We start from the raw sequence: 16794 nt of genomic DNA, 5'->3' as shown, positions 1-16794 counted from the left end.
CGTCGGGCAAGGGTGCATCATGCGGATGGGGCTGACAAGACAACTTGGTGGGGCTTTGGTGCTATGTGGGCTGTTTTTTTTATCACCGGTCTCGGTGGCCGCTGCTGAGCCTGTTCTCAGCAGCGCCGAACAGACCCGTTACCTGACGGAAATCAAGCGTCTCTACCTGACCGACGACGAGCGCAAGGCGCTGTTTGCGCATACCAATGCGCTGCTCAGGACCTACGCCCTGAGCGCCGGCTACCAGGTGGGTTCCAGCGACCGCCGCGACCTGGAGTACCAGGTGAGCCTGGCCAAGCCGGGCGAGTTGATGCTGCGCGAAGAGGTGCGTGCCACCTCGGGCACCGGGGTTTCGGTACGCAACCGTTTGCTGCCGGTGTTCGGCGTCGATCCGAGCATCAGCTACGCGTGCCCTCGCGAAGGCCAGGCCTGTGTGCTCAACGTGCCCGGCTCCACGGAACCGATGCTGACCATCGTCCGGGATCTCGATGGCGCCGGACAACTGGCCAAGGCCTTCAGCTTCCTGATCCGCAATCTGCAGAAGGGCTGACCTGGCTGCAGCGACGAAGCCCATCGGCACCGGCTGATGGGCTGCGTGCCTTTCCTCCTTTCTGAACGCACGATACGGGCTGCCGTAGGACGACGCCTGGGCGATGGGCGTGGGTTTCCTTCAGTGGTTTTTCCAGGCAAAAAAAACCCCGCCTAAAGGGGCGGGGTCGAGGTGCGAGCGTGGCGTGCTCGCGATGAAGCAAAGGTTTACAGCAGCATGGTGCGGATATCCGCCAGCACGTCGCCCAGGCGCTTGGTGAAGCGCGCGGCGGCGGCGCCGTTGATCACGCGGTGGTCATAGGACAGCGACAGCGGCAGCATCAGGCGCGGCTGGAAGGCCTTGCCGTCCCAGACCGGCTGGATGGTGGCCTTGGACACGCCGAGGATCGCCACTTCGGGCGCGTTGACGATCGGCGTGAAGCCGGTGCCGCCAATGTGGCCGAGGCTGGAGATGGTGAAGCAGGCGCCTTGCATGTCGTCCGCCGAGAGCTTCTTGGTCCGGGCCTTCTCGGCCAGGGCAGCAGCTTCGGCCGCCAGTTGCAGCAGGCTCTTCTGGTCGACGTTGCGGATCACCGGGACCAGCAGGCCATCCGGGGTGTCCACGGCGAAGCCGATGTGCACGTACTTCTTGCGGATCAGCGCCTTGCCACTGGAGGCCAGGGAGCTGTTGAAGTCCGGCAATTCCTTGAGCAGGTAGGCGCAGGCTTTCAGCAGCAGCGGCAGCACGGTCAGCTTGACGCCGGCCTTCTCGGCCACGGCTTTCTGGGCGACGCGGAAGGCTTCCAGCTCGGTGATGTCGGAAGAGTCGAACTGGGTCACGTGCGGGACGTTGAGCCAGCTGCGGTGCAGGTTGGCGGCGCCGACCTGCATCAGGCGGGTCATCGCCACTTCTTCGATTTCACCGAACTTGCTGAAGTCCACGGTGGGGATCGGCGGAATGCCGGCACCGCCGGTGGCGCCTGCGGCAGCCGCCGGGGCCTCCTTGGACTTCTGCATCACGGCCTTGACGTAGGCTTGCACGTCTTCCTTGAGCACGCGGCCGTGCGGGCCGGTCGCGGTGACCGCGCCCAGCTCGACGCCGAATTCACGGGCCAGTTGGCGCACCGCCGGGCCGGCATGGACCTTGGCACCGTTGGAGCGGGCCGGGGCGCCGGCGCTGCCGGCGGCAGCGGCCGACAGCGAGGCGATGGCGTTGACCTCGGCGGCAACGGCCGGGCTGGCGCCGGCCGGTACGCGATGCACCGGCTGGCTGTCCTGCGCGGCGGGTGCTGGTGCGGCAGCCGGGGCGGCGCCCGCGGTGCGCAGCTTGAGGATCAGGTCGCCGGTGCCGACTTCGGCATCCAGCTTGACCACGACGCTCTCGACGATGCCTGCGGCGGGCGAGGGGATCTCCATGCTGGCCTTGTCGGACTCCAGGGTGATCAGGCTCTGGTCGGCTTCGACGCGATCGCCGGCCTTGACCAGGATCTCGATCACCTTGGCCTTGCTGTCGGAGCCGATGTCCGGGACGTGGACGTCCTGCACCGCTTCGGCAGCCGGAGCGGCCGGCGCAGCGGCGGGGGCCGGTGCCGGTGCGGCGGCAGGTGCTTCGGCGGCCTTGGCGGCAGCCGGGGCGGTGCCTGCGGTGCGCAGCTTGATGATCAGGTCGCCGGTGCCGACTTCGGCATCCAGCTTGACCACGACGCTCTCGACCACGCCTGCGGCGGGCGAGGGGATCTCCATGCTGGCCTTGTCGGACTCTAGGGTGATCAGGCTCTGGTCGGCTTCGACGCGATCGCCGGCCTTGACCAGGATCTCGATCACCTTGGCCTTGCTGTCGGAACCGATGTCCGGGACGTGCACGTCCTGGACACTTTCACTGGCAGGGGCCGCCGGTGCCGGTGCGGCAGCGGGCTTCTCCTGCGCCTTGGGGGCAGCGGCCGGAGCCTGGGGCGCGGGTGCCGCAGCGGCGGCTCCCTCGACGTCCAGTTCGATCAGGTCGTCGCCTTCCTTGAGGCGGTCGCCGATCTTCACCTTCAGGCTCTTCACCACGCCGGCCTTGGGCGAGGGGACTTCCATGCTGGCCTTGTCGGATTCCAGGGTGACCAGGCTCTGGTCGGCTTCGACGCGGTCGCCGACCTTGACCAGAATCTCGATCACTTCGCCTTCGCCGCCGATATCGGGTACGCGGATCAACTCACTCACAATGCGTCTCCTCAGCAGTCCAGGGGGTTGCGCTTATCGGGGTCGATGCCGAACTTGGCGATGGCCTCGGCCACCACTTTCGGTTCGATGTCGCCGCGATCCGCGAGGGCTTCCAGTGCCGCCAGGACAACCCAGTAGCGGTCCACTTCGAAGAAGTGGCGCAGCTTCTTGCGGCTGTCGCTGCGGCCGAAGCCGTCGGTACCCAGGACCTTGAATTCCTTGCTCGGCACCCACTGACGAATCTGTTCGGCGAACAGCTTCATGTAGTCGGTGGAGGCCACGACCGGACCCTTGCGGCCATTCAGGCACTGCTCGACGTAGGTCGACTTGGGCTTCTGGCCCGGGTGCAGGCGGTTGTGGCGTTCGATGGCCAGGCCATCGCGGCGCAGTTCGTTGAAGCTGGTGACGCTCCAGACATCGGCGCCGACGTTGAACTCGTCGCGGAGGATCTTCGCCGCTTCGCGGACTTCGCGGAGGATGGTGCCCGAGCCCAGCAGCTGCACGTGGTGCGCGGCTTCCTTCTTGTCCTCTTCGAGCAGGTACATGCCCTTGATGATGCCTTCCTCGACACCGGCCGGCATGGCGGGCTGGGTGTAGGCCTCGTTCATCACGGTGATGTAGTAGAAGACATCCTGCTGCTCTTCGGTCATCTGGCGCATGCCTTCGCGGATGATCACCGCGAGTTCATAGCCATAGGTGGGGTCGAAGGTGCGGCAGTTGGGGATGGTGCCGGCCAGCATGTGGCTGTGGCCGTCCTCGTGCTGCAGGCCTTCGCCGTTGAGCGTGGTGCGGCCGGCGGTGCCGCCGATCAGGAAGCCACGGGTACGGCTGTCGCCAGCGGCCCAGGCCAGGTCGCCGATACGCTGGAAGCCGAACATCGAATAGAAGATGTAGAACGGCAGCATCGGCTGGTTGTGGCTGGAGTAGGAAGTGCCGGCGGCGATGAAGGAGCTCATGGCGCCCGCTTCGTTGATGCCTTCCTCGAGGATCTGACCCTTCTTGTCCTCGCGGTAGAACATCACCTGGTCCTTGTCGACGGGCTCGTAGAGCTGGCCGACGGAGGAGTAGATGCCCAGTTGGCGGAACATGCCTTCCATACCGAAGGTACGTGCTTCGTCCGGGATGATGGGGACGATGCGCTGGCCGATTTCCTTGTCCTTGACCAGCTGCGAGAGGATCCGCACGAAGGCCATGGTGGTGGAGATTTCACGGTCGCCGGAGCCGTCGAGGATGGCCTTGAGGGTATCCAGCGGCGGGGTCGGGATGCTGAAGCTCTTGGCGCGACGCTGGGGCACGAAGCCACCCAGTGCGGCACGGCGCTCGCTCAGGTAACGGGCTTCGGCGCTGCCTTCCTCGGGTTTGAAGAAGGGCAGGTTTTCCAGCTCGTCGTCCTTCACCGGGATGTCGAAGCGGTCGCGGAACGACTTCAGGCTGTCGACATCGACCTTCTTGGTGTTGTGCGCGGTGTTCTTCGCTTCGCCGGCACCGGTGCCATAACCCTTGATGGTCTTGGCCAGGATGACGGTGGGCTGGTCCTTGTGGTTGACCGCCTGGTGGTAGGCCGCATAGACCTTGTACGGGTCATGGCCGCCACGGTTGAGCTTCCAGATCTCGTCGTCGGAGAGGTCGGCGACCATCGCCTTGAGCTCGGGGGTGTTGAAGAAGTGCTCACGGACGAACGCACCGTCCTTGGCCTTGTAGTTCTGGTACTCGCCGTCGATGACTTCGTCCATGCGGCGCTGCAGGATGCCGTCGACGTCCTTGGCCAGCAGCGGGTCCCAGAAGCGACCCCAGATGACCTTGTTGACGTTCCACTGGGCGCCACGGAACACGCCTTCGAGTTCCTGGATGATCTTGCCGTTGCCGCGAACCGGGCCGTCGAGGCGCTGCAGGTTGCAGTTGATGACGAAGATCAGGTTGTCGAGCTTCTCGCGGCCGGCCAGGGAGATGGCGCCGAGGGATTCCGGCTCGTCGCACTCGCCGTCGCCCATGAAGCACCAGACCTTCTGCTTGCCGGCGGGGATGAAGCCGCGGCTTTCCAGGTACTTCATGAAGCGTGCCTGGTAGATCGCCTGGATAGGGCCGAGGCCCATGGATACGGTGGGGAACTGCCAGAAGTCCGGCATCAGCCAGGGGTGCGGGTAGGACGACAGGCCGTTGCCATCGACTTCCTGGCGGAAGTTGTTCATCTGGTCTTCGGTGATGCGGCCTTCCATGAAGGCGCGGGCGTAGACACCGGGGGAGGCGTGGCCCTGGAAGTAGATCAGGTCGCCGCCGTGTTCGTCGGTGGGGGCCTGGAAGAAGTAGTTGAAGCCGATGTCGTAGAGGGTCGCCGAGGACGCGAAGCTGGAGATGTGACCGCCCAGGTCGGAGTCCTTCAGGTTGGTGCGCATGACCATGGCCAGCGCGTTCCAGCGTACCAGCGAGCGAATGCGGCGTTCCATGAACAGGTCGCCAGGCATGCGTGCTTCGTGGGTGACGGGGATCGTGTTGCGATAGGGCGTGGTGATGGCATAGGGAAGCTGCGAACCGCTACGGGTAGCGAGTTCACCCATACGGGTCATCAGGTAATGCGCGCGGTCTTCGCCTTCTTTGTCGAGAACCGATTCCAGGGCGTCCAGCCATTCCTGGGTTTCGACGGGATCGAGGTCTTGCATGGCTTGCTCCAGGGCGGAAAGGCTTCCAGAATCGGACGCCTATGTTCACTGCCAGCCTTTTGGGCGGGCAGAAGCTAATTCTTGGATTTACCGGGGGTCGAACCGGCCTTGTGTAGTTTTACTACATTTCGACGGCCGTTTCAGCACTCTGGACACAATCTTTCGTAGTAAAACTACAGATGGGCGGTGCAAGGCCAGCAACCACAGGCCCGGCGTACGCCGATCACAGGATAGACCATGAGCCTGCCCCCGCTTGTCGCCCTTCCCCCGCAATTGCAATCGCTCGCCGACCGTGCGCGCCAGGCTTTCACCTCCGCTGGGGAGGGCCTGCCGGAGTCTCCGCGGCGGGTGTTCGAGGGCTGGCCCGACGAACGGCAGCAGGCATTCCAGCGGGTGTGCGCGGCCAGTGACTTCGTGGCCGAGCAGGCGCAGCGCGATCCGGCGATGCTCATGCAGCTGGCGGAATCGGGCGAGCTGGAATGTACACTTAAATCCAGTGAATTGTGTACACAATTGGATTCAGTTCTTGCTGAGTGCGAGAGTGAAGATGAGCTGGCGCGCCGCCTGAGGCGCTTTCGCAACCGCCAGCAGGTGCGCATCATCTGGCGCGACCTGACCCGCCAGGCGGACCTCGCGGAAACCTGCCGCGACCTTTCCGATCTCGCCGACGCTTGCATCGACCGCGCCTATCACTGGCTCTACGAGCGCCATTGCGCGCAGTTCGGCACCCCCACCGGGCGCCGTTCCGGGCTGCCGCAGCACATGGTCATCCTCGGCATGGGCAAGCTGGGCGCCCACGAACTGAACCTGTCCTCGGACATCGACCTGATCTTCGGCTACCCGGAAGGCGGCGAGACCGAGGGTGCCAAGCGCGCCCTGGATAACCAGGAGTTCTTCATCCGTCTCGGCCAGAAGCTGATCAAGGCGCTGGACGCCATCACCGTCGACGGCTTCGTCTTCCGCGTCGACATGCGCCTGCGCCCCTACGGCTCGTCCGGCGGGCTGGTGCTCAGCTTCAATGCGCTGGAGCAGTACTACCAGGACCAGGGCCGCGACTGGGAACGCTACGCGATGATCAAGGCGCGGGTGGTCGGCGGTGACCAGCAGGCCGGCGCGCAGTTGCTGGAGATGCTGCGGCCCTTCGTCTACCGCCGCTACCTGGACTTCTCCGCCATCGAGGCGCTGCGTTCGATGAAGCAGCTGATCCAGCAGGAGGTGCGCCGCAAGGGCATGACCGAGAACGTCAAGCTTGGCTCCGGGGGCATCCGCGAGGTGGAGTTCATCGCCCAGGCCTTCCAGCTCATTCACGGCGGGCGCGACCTGAGCCTGCAGCAACGCCCGCTGCTCAAGGTGCTGGCCACCCTGGAAGGGCAGGGCTACCTGCCGTCGGCCGTGGTGGCCGAGCTGCGCGATGGCTATGCCTTCCTGCGCTATACCGAGCACGCCCTGCAGGCCATTGCCGACCGGCAGACGCAGATGCTGCCGGACAACGACTTGGATCGGGCCCGCGTCGCCTTCATCATGGGCTTCGATGACTGGGCGGCCTTCCATGAGCGATTGATGTACTGGCGCGGCCGTGTCGAGTGGCACTTCCATCAGGTCATCGCCGACCCGGACGAAGACGAGGACGCCGGCCCGCAGGACGCCTGCATCGGCGGCGAGTGGCTGCCGCTGTGGGAAGACGCCCTGGATGAAGAGAGCGCCTGCCGGCAACTGAGCGAATCCGGCTTCCTCGACCCGCTGGCGGCCATGAAGCGCCTGATCGACCTGCGTAACGGCCCGCAGCTGCGTGCCATGCAGCGCCTCGGTCGCGAGCGTATGGACGCCTTCATTCCGCGCCTGCTGACCATGGCCAGCGAACACGCCAACCCTGATCTGGTGCTGGAGCGCGTGCTGCCGCTGGTGGAGAAAGTGGCCCGGCGCTCGGCCTACCTGGTGCTGCTCAGCGAGAACCCTGGTGCCCTGGAGCGCCTGATCACCCTCTGCGCTGCCAGCCCCTGGATCGCCGAGCAGATCGCTCGCTATCCGCTGTTGCTGGACGAGTTGCTCAACGAGGGCCGCCTCTACCACCCGCCGCTGGCGCCCGAGCTAGCGGCCGAGCTGCGCGAGCGGCTGACCCGTATCCCCGAGGACGACCTCGAGCAGCAGATGGAAGCCCTGCGCCACTTCAAGCTGGCCCACAGCCTGCGGGTGGCGGCCTCCGAAATTGCCGGTACGCTGCCGCTGATGAAGGTCAGCGACTACCTGACCTGGCTGGCCGAGGCCATTCTCGATCAGGTGCTGGCCCTGGCCTGGCGGCATACCGTGGCCCGTCATGGGGTGCCGCACCGTGCCGATGGCAGCGACTGCGACCCGGACTTCATCATCGTCGGCTACGGCAAGGTGGGTGGCCTGGAGTTCGGCCACGGTTCCGACCTCGATCTGGTGTTCATCCATGACGGCGACCCGCAGGCTGAGACCGACGGTGCCAAGCCCATAGACGGCGCCCAGTTCTTCACCCGCCTGGGCCAGCGCATCATCCACCTGCTCACCACCCAGACCACCTCCGGCTCGCTCTACGAGGTGGACATGCGCCTGCGCCCCTCGGGCGCGGCGGGCCTGCTGGTGAGCTCCCTGGGCGCCTTCCAGCGCTACCAGGAGAACGAGGCCTGGACCTGGGAACACCAGGCGCTGGTGCGTGCCCGCGTGCTGGTGGGCTGCAAGCGCGTGGCGACGGCCTTCGAGGCGGTGCGCCTGGCGGTGCTCGGCCGCGAGCGCGAGCTGGACACCCTGCGCCAGGAGGTCAGCGAGATGCGGGCGAAGATGCGCACCACCCTGGGAACGCGCGAGACCGCGGCGGGAACCGCTGCGAACGCCTTCGAAACCACCGCTCCCTTCGATCTGAAGCAGGACGCCGGCGGTATCGTCGATATCGAATTTATGGTGCAATATGCGGCCCTTGCCTGGTCGCGACAGCACCCGGAGCTGGTGCGCTACACCGATAACATCCGCATTCTCGACGGCCTCGAGCAGGTCGGGTTGCTGTCCGGTGAAGCGGTCAGCCTGCTGCAGGAGGCCTACAAGGCCTATCGCTCCGCCGCCCACCGGCAGGCGTTGCAGAAGCAGCCGGGCGTAGTGAGTGGTGACCAGTTCCACGCGGAGCGCCAAGGCGTGATGCGGATCTGGCGTGAGTTGGGCTTGAGCTAACAGGCCGTTGAAGAACGTAGACGAGGCAGCCGATACAAGGCGAAAACGGCCGAAAAAAGCGCAGTTTACGTGTGGTAAATGAGCATTTTGAGGGCGTTTCAACGCCGTAGCGGCAACGCAGTTAGTTTTTCAGCAGCCTGCTAACTCGCCGAGCTGAATCAATCGAATTCTTGAGGAGCTGGCAAATATGTCGATGGCCGATCGTGATGGCGTGATCTGGTATGACGGCGAACTGGTGCCGTGGCGCGAAGCGACCACTCACGTACTGACCCATACCCTGCACTACGGGATGGGCGTGTTCGAAGGCGTGCGCGCCTACAACACCCCGGACGGCACGGCGATCTTCCGCCTGCAGGCGCACACCGACCGCCTGTTCGACTCCGCTCACATCATGAACATGCAGATCCCGTGGACCAAGGATCAGATCAACGAGGCCACCCGCGCCGCCGTGCGTGAGAACAACCTCGAAAGCGCCTACATCCGCCCGATGGTGTTCTACGGAAGCGAAGGCATGGGCCTGCGTGCCACCGGCCTGAAGGTCCACGTCATCGTCGCCGCCTGGAACTGGGGCGCGTACATGGGCGAGGAAGCGCTGCAGAAGGGCATCAAGGTGCGCACCAGCTCCTTCACCCGCCACCACGTAAACATCTCCATGACCCGCGCCAAGTCCAACGGTGCCTACATCAACTCGATGCTGGCCCTGCAGGAAGCCATTTCCGGCGGCGCCGACGAGGCCATGATGCTGGACCCGGAAGGCTACGTGGCCGAGGGTTCCGGTGAGAACATCTTCATCATCAAGGACGGTGTGCTCTACACCCCCGAAGTGACCGCCTGCCTCAACGGCATCACCCGCAACACCGTGCTGCGCCTGGCCGAAGAGCAGGGCCTGAAGCTGGTCGAGAAGCGCATCACCCGTGACGAGGTGTACATCGCCGACGAAGCCTTCTTCACCGGCACCGCCGCTGAAGTCACCCCGATCCGCGAAGTCGACGGCCGCAAGATCGGCATCGGCAGCCGTGGTCCGGTGACCGAGAAGCTGCAGAAGGCCTACTTCGACCTGGTGACCGGCAAGACCGCCGCGCACGCCGAGTGGCGCACCCTGGTCAAATAAATAGACAAGGCTGCAAAGTGCAAGCCGCAAGCCGCAAGCAGTGGGTACTGCTTGAAGCTTGCGGCTTGTCGCTTGAGGCCCCGAAGCTGCCTTTATGAATATTCTGATCGTTGGCCCCTCCTGGGTGGGCGACATGGTGATGGCGCAGACACTCTTCCAGTGCCTGAAGGCCCGCCATGGCGACTGCCAGATCGACGTCCTGGCACCCGAGTGGAGCCGGCCCATCCTCGAGCGCATGCCCGAAGTGCGCCAGGCCCTGAGCTTCCCGCTCGGCCACGGCATGCTGGAACTGGCCACGCGCCGCCGCATCGGCAAGTCCCTCGCCGGTCGCTATGACCAGGCGATCCTCCTGCCCAACTCGCTGAAGTCGGCGCTGGTGCCCTTCTTCGCGGGCATCCCCAAGCGCACGGGCTGGAAGGGCGAGATGCGCTACGGCCTGCTCAATGACATCCGCAAGCTGGACAAGTCCCGTTACCCGCTGATGATCGAGCGCTTCATGGCCCTGGCCTACGAGCCCGGCGCCGAGCTGCCGCAGCCCTATCCGCGCCCGACCCTGAACATCGAACCGGCGAGCCGCGACGCGGCCCTGGCCAAGTTCGGCCTCAGTCTCGACCGCCCCATCCTCGCCCTGTGCCCCGGCGCCGAGTTCGGCGAGGCCAAGCGCTGGCCGGCCGAGCACTACGCCAAGGTCGCCGAGCTGAAGGTCCGCGACGGTTGGCAGGTCTGGCTGTTCGGCTCGAAGAACGACCACCCCGGTGGCGAAGACATCCGCATGCGCCTGATCCCGGGCCTGCGCGAAGAGGTGATCAACCTCGCCGGGCAGACCAGCCTGGCCGAGGCCATCGACCTGATGTCCTGCTCCGGCGCTGTGGTCTCCAACGACTCCGGCCTGATGCATGTGGCCGCTGCGCTGAACCGCCCGCTGGTGGCCGTCTACGGTTCCACCTCGCCGCTGTTCACTCCGCCGCTGGCGGAACAGGTGGAAGTGGTGCGCCTGGGCCTGGAGTGCAGCCCCTGCTTCGACCGCACCTGCCGCTTCGGCCACTACAACTGCCTGCGCCAGCTCAAGCCGCGCCCAGTGATGGATGCCCTGGGGCGCCTGGTGGCCGATCCGGCCGAGGTCGCTGAATGAGGGTTTTGCTGGTCAAGACCTCGTCCCTGGGTGATGTGATCCACACGCTGCCGGCGCTCACCGATGCCGCCCGGGCCATCCCCGGCATCCAGTTCGACTGGGTGGTGGAGGAGGGGTTCGCCGAGATCCCCGCCTGGCACCCGGCGGTGGCGCAGGTCATCCCGGTGGCCATCCGCCGCTGGCGCAAGAACCTGATGCAGACCATCCGCAGCGGCGAGTGGAAGCGCTTCAAGGCGCGCCTGCGTGAGACCCGCTACGACCTGATCATTGACGCCCAGGGGCTGTTCAAGAGTGCCTGGCTGACCCGTTACGCCAAGGCGCCCGTGGCCGGGTTGGACCGCGAGTCCGCCCGCGAACCCATCGCCGCGCGCTTCTACGACCAGGCCCACTCCGTGGCCTGGGGGCAGCACGCCGTCGAGCGTGTACGCCAGTTGTTCGCCAAGGCGCTGGACTACCCGCTGCCGACCACCACCGGCGACTACGGACTTAGCCGTTCGCTGCTGGCCGATGCACCGGGCAGCGCGCCTTACCTGCTGTTCCTGCACGGCACCACCTGGGACACCAAGCACTGGCCGGAAGCCTACTGGCGTGACCTGGCCGAACGGGTCTGCGAGCACGGCTGGAACCTGCGCCTGCCCTGGGGCAGCCCGAACGAGAAGGCACGGGCCGAGCGCATCGCCGAGGGCTTGGAAAACGCCGCGGTGCTCCCCAAATTATCCCTGGCCGGCATGGCCAAGGTGTTGGCGGGCGCCCGTGCCTGCGTGGCGGTCGACACCGGCCTGGGCCATCTGGCAGCGGCGCTGGACGTCCCGACCCTGTCGCTCTACGGGCCGACCAACCCCGGCTTCACCGGTGCCTACGGCCGTTCGCAGGTGCACCTGGGCAGCGACTTCCCCTGTGCGCCCTGCCTGAAGAAGACCTGCACCTACCAGCCGACCGAGGAAGACAAGCGCCGCTTCGACCTGAAACGCGAGCAGCCCCTGTGCTTCACCCGGCTGAATCCGCAGCGCGTGGCCACCCAGCTGGAGGCCCTGCTGCTGACCGAGGACACTCACTGATGCAACTGGCATTCGTGCTCTACAAGTACTTCCCGTTCGGCGGCCTGCAGCGCGACTTCATGCGCATCGCCCAGGATTGCCAGCGCCGTGGGCACGCCATCCGCGTCTACACCATGATCTGGGAAGGCGACATCCCGGACGGTTTCGAGGTGCTGATCGCGCCGGTCAAGGCGCTGTTCAACCACAAGCGCAACGAGAAATTCACCGCCTGGGTCGAGGCCGACCTGGCCAAGCGCCCGGTGGACCGGGTGATCGGCTTCAACAAGATGCCCGGCCTGGACGTGTACTACGCCGCCGACCCCTGCTTCGAGGACAAGGCGCAGACCCTGCGCAATGGCCTGTACCGCAAGTGGGGCCGCTACAAGCACTTCGCCGACTACGAGCGGGCCGTGTTCGCCCCCGAGTCGAAAACCGAGGTGCTGATGATCTCCGAGGTCCAGCAACCGCTGTTCGTGAAGCACTACGCCACGCCGGCCGAGCGCTTCCATCTGCTGCCGCCGGGTATCGCCGCCGACCGCCGCGCCCCGGCCAACGCCGCCGAGATCCGCGCCGAGTTCCGCCGCGAGTTCAAGCTGGCGGACGACGAGCTGCTGCTGGTGCAGATCGGCTCCGGCTTCAAGACCAAGGGCCTGGACCGCAGCCTGCGCGCACTGGCCGCGCTGCCCAAGGCGCTGAAGAAACGCACGCGGCTGATCGTCATCGGCCAGGACGACCCCAAGCCTTTCATCCTGCAGATGAAGACGCTGGGTATCTCCGATCAGGTCGAAATCCTCAAGGGTCGCAGCGACATCCCGCGCTTCCTGCTGGGCGCCGACCTGCTGATCCACCCCGCCTACAACGAAAACACCGGGACCGTGCTGCTGGAGGCGCTGGTCGCCGGGCTGCCGGTGCTGGTGACCGACGTCTGCGGCTACGCCCACTACATCGACGAGGCCAGGGCAGGCCGCGTGGTGCCGAGCCCCTTCGAACAGGAGCAGCTGAACCGCATGCTGGCCGAAATGCTCGACAACGATAACGCCCGCAACGAGTGGGCCCGCAATGGCCTGGCCTTCGCCGATGCGGCGGACCTCTACAGCATGCCGCAGCGCGCGGCCGACGTGATCTTGCAGGCGCGCCCATGAATCTGGTGCTCGCACAACCCTTCAAGGACCTCTGGGCCGGGCGCGACGCCTTCGCCGAGGTCGAGAAGCTGCAGGGCGAGGTCTTCCGTGAACTGGAGGCCCGGCGCACCCTGCGCACCGAGGTGGACGGGCGCGGCTATTTCGTTAAGATCCACCGTGGCATCGGCTGGGGCGAGATCTTCAAGAACCTGATCACCGCCAAGCTGCCGGTGCTCGGCGCCGGCCTGGAGTGGGCCGCCATCCAGCGCCTGCAGCAGGTGGGGGTGCCGACCATGACCGCGGTGGCCTTCGGCGAGCGCGGGAGCAACCCTGCGCAGCAGCACTCCTTCATCGTCACCGAAGAGCTGGCGCCGACCATCAGCCTGGAAGACTTCAGCCTCGACTGGCAGCAGAACCCGCCGCCGCTGAAGCTCAAGCGCGCACTGATCGACGAGGTGGCGCGCATGGTGCGCGAGATGCACCGCGCGGGCGTCAATCATCGTGATTGCTACATCTGCCACTTCCTCCTGCACACCGACAAGCCGGTCACGCCCGGGGACTTCCGCCTCTCGGTGATCGACCTGCACCGCGCCCAGGTGCGCGCGAGCACGCCGCGCCGCTGGCGCGACAAGGACCTGGCGGCCCTGTATTTCTCGGCGCTGAACATCGGCCTGACCCGCCACGACAAGCTGCGCTTCCTCCAGGTCTATTTCCAGCAACCGCTGCGCCAGGTGCTGCGCGAAGAGATCGCTCTGCTGGCCTGGATGGAACAGAAGGCTGCGCGCCTGCTGGTGCGCTACCAGCGCAAGTACGTGGAAGGAGCAGCGGATTGAGCGATTGGAAACTGGCGCCCGGACTCGACGAAAGCGCCGCTGGCCTGTTCGCCGACCTCGATGCGGTGTTCGCCCTCAAGGGCGACTGGATCACCGGTGACCCGCTTTCCGAAGTGCTGCGGATCGAGCATGCGGGCATCCGCTACTACGTCAAACGCTACTGGGGGGCGGGCAAGGGCCTGCGCCGCTGGATCGGCCGACCGCGGGTCAAGGCCGAATGGCAGAACCTCAAGAGCTTCAGCAAGTGGGGCATCCCCACGGCACCGCTGGTGGGCTGGGGCCTGGAGCGGCGCTGCGGGCTTTTCCACCGTGGCGCGCTGATCACCCGTGAGCTGGAGCGCACCGCCGATATGGCGGCGCTGGCCCTGCGTGACGACCCGCGCCTGGACGATGCGGCCTGGGTGGATGGCGTCAGCCGCCAGCTGGCCCGCGCCACTCGCGCCATGCATGACCACCACTTCGCCCATAACGACCTGAAGTGGCGCAACCTGCTGGTCAACGACGAGGGCGAGCTGTTCCTCATCGATTGCCCCACCGGCGCCTTTTGGTTCGGCCCCTTCCTGCGGCGCCGCATCACCAAGGACCTGGCCTGCCTGGACAAGGTGGCCAAGTACCAGCTGAGCCGCACCCAGCGCCTGCGCTTCTACCTGCAATACCGCGGGCGCCAGCGCCTGAACGTCGCCGACAAGCGGCGTATCAGGCAGATCATCGGCTTCTTCGAGGGACGCGAATGAGCGACTTCATCGCCGCCAGTGACCGCGACATCCTGGCCCGTCATGGCCTCGACAACTTCGAGGCGCTGTGGAACCTGCAGCTCGAGGCGGTGGACGCCCCCAATACCGGCCGTGGCGGCTGGAGCAGCGTGTTCCGCCTCGACCTGGGTGATGCCGTCTATTACCTCAAGCGGCAGAGCAACTACCTCAGTCGCAGCCTGGCGCACCCGTTCGGCGAGCCCACCTTCGCCCGCGAATTCCGCAATATCCAGCGTTACCAGGTGCTGGAGGTCCCGGCCTTGCGCGCGGCCTTCTTCGCCGAGCGGGAGGTGCACGGCGAACGCCGCGCCATCCTGCTTACCCGTGCCCTCGATGGCTGGACCGAACTGGCCGAGCTGCTGGAGCGCTGGCCCAGTCTGGGCGAGGAGCAGCGCGCGGCGATCATCCTCGCCGTCGGCACGCTTGCCCATCGGCTGCATGGTGCCGGCCAGGTGCATGGCTGCTTCTACCCCAAGCACATCTTCCTGCGCGAAAGCGGCGGCCACTACGAAAGCTGCCTGATCGACCTGGAGAAAACGCGCCCGCTGCTGCTGGGGCGCCGGGATCGGGTCAAGGATCTGGAGCCGCTGGTGCGCCGTGCCAACGCCTGGGGCGAGAGCGAGCTCCGCGAATTGCTGGTGGCCTACCTGGGCGCCGAGCACTCCAGCAGCGATATCGATACCTGGGTCCGCCGCCTCGGCGCGCGTCGTCGCAACAAGGAGCGTCGCGCTTGAAGCTGGCCGAACTCGCCGGTGCCGGGCGCGCACCGAACCTGCCGCTGGCCGTGGACGCTGCGGATGGCCTGGAGCTGATCCGCCTGTTCCGCGTGCTGCCCGGGCAGCGTTATGTCGGCCTCGCCCGCTGGCAGGGCCGCGAGGTGCTGGCCAAGCTGATGGTCGGCGCCAAGGCCGAACGTCATTACCAGCGGGAGCTGGCCGGTGCAAAACTGCTCGCCCAGCAGGGGTTGCCGACGCCGGCGCTGCTGGCCGAAGGTTTTGCCGCAGGGCAGGGCGGCTGGCTGCTGTTCGACTACCTGGAAGGCGCCAGCAGCCTGTGGGACGAGTGGCGCGCGGTGGAAGCCGAGGCGCCGCTCTCCGATGGCCAGCAGGCCGTGCTGGGTGAGGCGCTGGCCCTGATCGGGCAATTGCATGGCAAGGGGCTGGTCCAGGAAGACCTGCATCTGGACAACATCCTTCGCCACCAGGGCGCGCTGCAGCTGATCGACGGTGGCGGCGTACGCGGCGAATCCCCCGGGCAGAGCCTGGCGCGGGACAAGGTACTGGCCAACCTCGGGGTGTTCTTCGCCCAGTTGCCGGCGGACCTCGACCCCTTCCTCGAAGAGTTGCTGGTGCACTACCTGCTGGCCAACGGCGAGCACGCGTTGCCGCTGGAGATGTTGCAGAAGGAGATCGCCCGGGTACGCCGCTGGCGCCTGCGCGACTTCCTCGCCAAGGTCGGCCGTGATTGCAGCCTGTTCAGCGTGATTGGCTCGGCCTTCGGTTTCCGCGCCGCCCGGCGTGATGCGCTGGATGCCCTGTCGCCGTTGCTGGCCGAGCCGGATGCGGCCCTCGCCGCCGGTCGTCTGCTCAAGGGCGGTGGCACCGCCACGGTGGCGCAGGTGGAAGCCGGCGGGCGGCAATTGCTGCTCAAGCGCTACAACATCAAGGGCCCGCTGCACTGGCTGAAGCGCTTCTGGCGCCCCAGTCGTGCCTGGCACAGCTGGAAGGAGGGCAATCGCCTGGCCTTCCTCGGCATCGCCACCCCGCAGCCCCTGGCCATGATCGAGCGCCGCTGGTGCTGGCTGCGCAGCCGCGCCTACCTGATTACCGAATATCTGCCCGGGCACGATATAATCGCCCGTTTTCAGGAAGCCCAGGCCGATCCGCAAGGCAATGGCTTGCCGGCCGAAGCCGATCTGCAGGCGCTGGACCGTCTGTTCGCCGCGCTGATCCGTGAGCGCATCAGCCATGGCGACCTCAAGGGACACAATCTGTTCTGGCAGAACGGCGCCTGGTGCCTCATCGATCTGGATGCCGTGCAGCAACACCGAAGCGAGCGCAGTTTCGCCCGGGCCTACGCCCGCGACCGTGCCCGCTTCCTGCGCAACTGGCCCGCCGATTCGGCGTTGCACCAGTTGCTGGACCGACGTTTACCGAAAGACAGCTTGAAGCCGAGTGCTTGAAGCTGGAAGAAACAGCCTCTGGGCTGTGAACCATATGACCGCTGGCGCCT

The 16794-nt window shown here is 66.1% G+C and carries 12 protein-coding genes; 10 read left to right on the top strand and 2 right to left on the bottom strand.

The window, feature by feature from the left end:
• The first annotated feature begins 19 nt into the window (after positions 1-19).
• The gene (locus tag PI990_RS28915) at positions 20-550 is read left to right on the top strand and encodes a hypothetical protein (protein ID WP_184490586.1); all 531 of its coding nucleotides are present in this window, start codon (positions 20-22) and stop codon (positions 548-550) included.
• A 206-nt stretch (positions 551-756) separates the two neighbouring features.
• Here the strand turns inward: PI990_RS28915 and aceF are convergent, their stop codons facing one another.
• Positions 757-2733: a dihydrolipoyllysine-residue acetyltransferase gene (gene aceF, locus PI990_RS28910; RefSeq protein WP_271659230.1), complete on the bottom strand. Its 1977-nt coding sequence runs from the start codon at positions 2731-2733 to the stop codon at positions 757-759.
• Between the two features lie 11 nt (positions 2734-2744).
• Positions 2745-5390 carry a pyruvate dehydrogenase (acetyl-transferring), homodimeric type gene (gene aceE / locus PI990_RS28905; protein ID WP_021219814.1) on the bottom strand — a complete coding sequence of 882 codons (2646 nt, stop codon included), beginning with the start codon at positions 5388-5390 and terminating at the stop codon, positions 2745-2747.
• A gap of 237 nt (positions 5391-5627) precedes the next feature.
• On the opposite strand from aceE, the gene glnE reads away from it, so the two are divergent.
• The 9 genes from glnE (at position 5628) to PI990_RS28860 (ending at position 16744) form a co-directional block, all read left to right on the top strand.
• On the top strand, positions 5628-8576 hold the full coding sequence (glnE, locus tag PI990_RS28900; protein ID WP_271659229.1) for a bifunctional [glutamate--ammonia ligase]-adenylyl-L-tyrosine phosphorylase/[glutamate--ammonia-ligase] adenylyltransferase: 2949 nt from the start codon (positions 5628-5630) through the stop codon (positions 8574-8576).
• A gap of 187 nt (positions 8577-8763) precedes the next feature.
• Complete coding sequence (gene ilvE, locus PI990_RS28895; protein WP_021219812.1) at positions 8764-9687, top strand: branched-chain-amino-acid transaminase; 924 nt, start codon at positions 8764-8766, stop codon at positions 9685-9687.
• 94 nt (positions 9688-9781) lie between these two features.
• Positions 9782-10819, top strand: coding sequence for a lipopolysaccharide heptosyltransferase II (waaF, locus tag PI990_RS28890; RefSeq protein WP_271659228.1), 1038 nt, complete (start codon positions 9782-9784; stop codon positions 10817-10819).
• Positions 10816-11877, top strand: coding sequence for a lipopolysaccharide heptosyltransferase I (gene waaC / locus PI990_RS28885; protein ID WP_265169948.1), 1062 nt, complete (start codon positions 10816-10818; stop codon positions 11875-11877). Before waaF ends, waaC begins: the two co-directional genes overlap by 4 nt.
• On the top strand, positions 11877-12998 hold the full coding sequence (locus tag PI990_RS28880) for a glycosyltransferase family 4 protein (RefSeq protein WP_263403815.1): 1122 nt from the start codon (positions 11877-11879) through the stop codon (positions 12996-12998). Before waaC ends, PI990_RS28880 begins: the two co-directional genes overlap by 1 nt.
• Complete coding sequence (rfaP, locus tag PI990_RS28875) at positions 12995-13810, top strand: lipopolysaccharide core heptose(I) kinase RfaP (RefSeq protein ID WP_271659227.1); 816 nt, start codon at positions 12995-12997, stop codon at positions 13808-13810. Before PI990_RS28880 ends, rfaP begins: the two co-directional genes overlap by 4 nt.
• On the top strand, positions 13807-14544 hold the full coding sequence (locus PI990_RS28870) for a lipopolysaccharide kinase InaA family protein (RefSeq protein WP_271659226.1): 738 nt from the start codon (positions 13807-13809) through the stop codon (positions 14542-14544). The genes rfaP and PI990_RS28870 overlap by 4 nt, the downstream gene beginning before the upstream one ends.
• A complete protein-coding gene (locus tag PI990_RS28865) occupies positions 14541-15296 on the top strand; it encodes a lipopolysaccharide kinase InaA family protein (protein ID WP_271659225.1) in 756 nt (251 codons plus the stop codon). The genes PI990_RS28870 and PI990_RS28865 overlap by 4 nt, the downstream gene beginning before the upstream one ends.
• Positions 15293-16744 carry a lipopolysaccharide kinase InaA family protein gene (locus PI990_RS28860; RefSeq protein WP_271659224.1) on the top strand — a complete coding sequence of 484 codons (1452 nt, stop codon included), beginning with the start codon at positions 15293-15295 and terminating at the stop codon, positions 16742-16744. The genes PI990_RS28865 and PI990_RS28860 overlap by 4 nt, the downstream gene beginning before the upstream one ends.
• Positions 16745-16794: the final 50 nt, after the last annotated feature.

This window comes from Pseudomonas sp. TUM22785 (assembly GCF_028198105.1).
In the GTDB taxonomy this organism is placed as follows: domain Bacteria; phylum Pseudomonadota; class Gammaproteobacteria; order Pseudomonadales; family Pseudomonadaceae; genus Metapseudomonas; species Metapseudomonas solani.
Note: the sequence above shows the minus strand (reverse complement) of the source record. Positions and strands in the feature narration are given on the sequence as shown.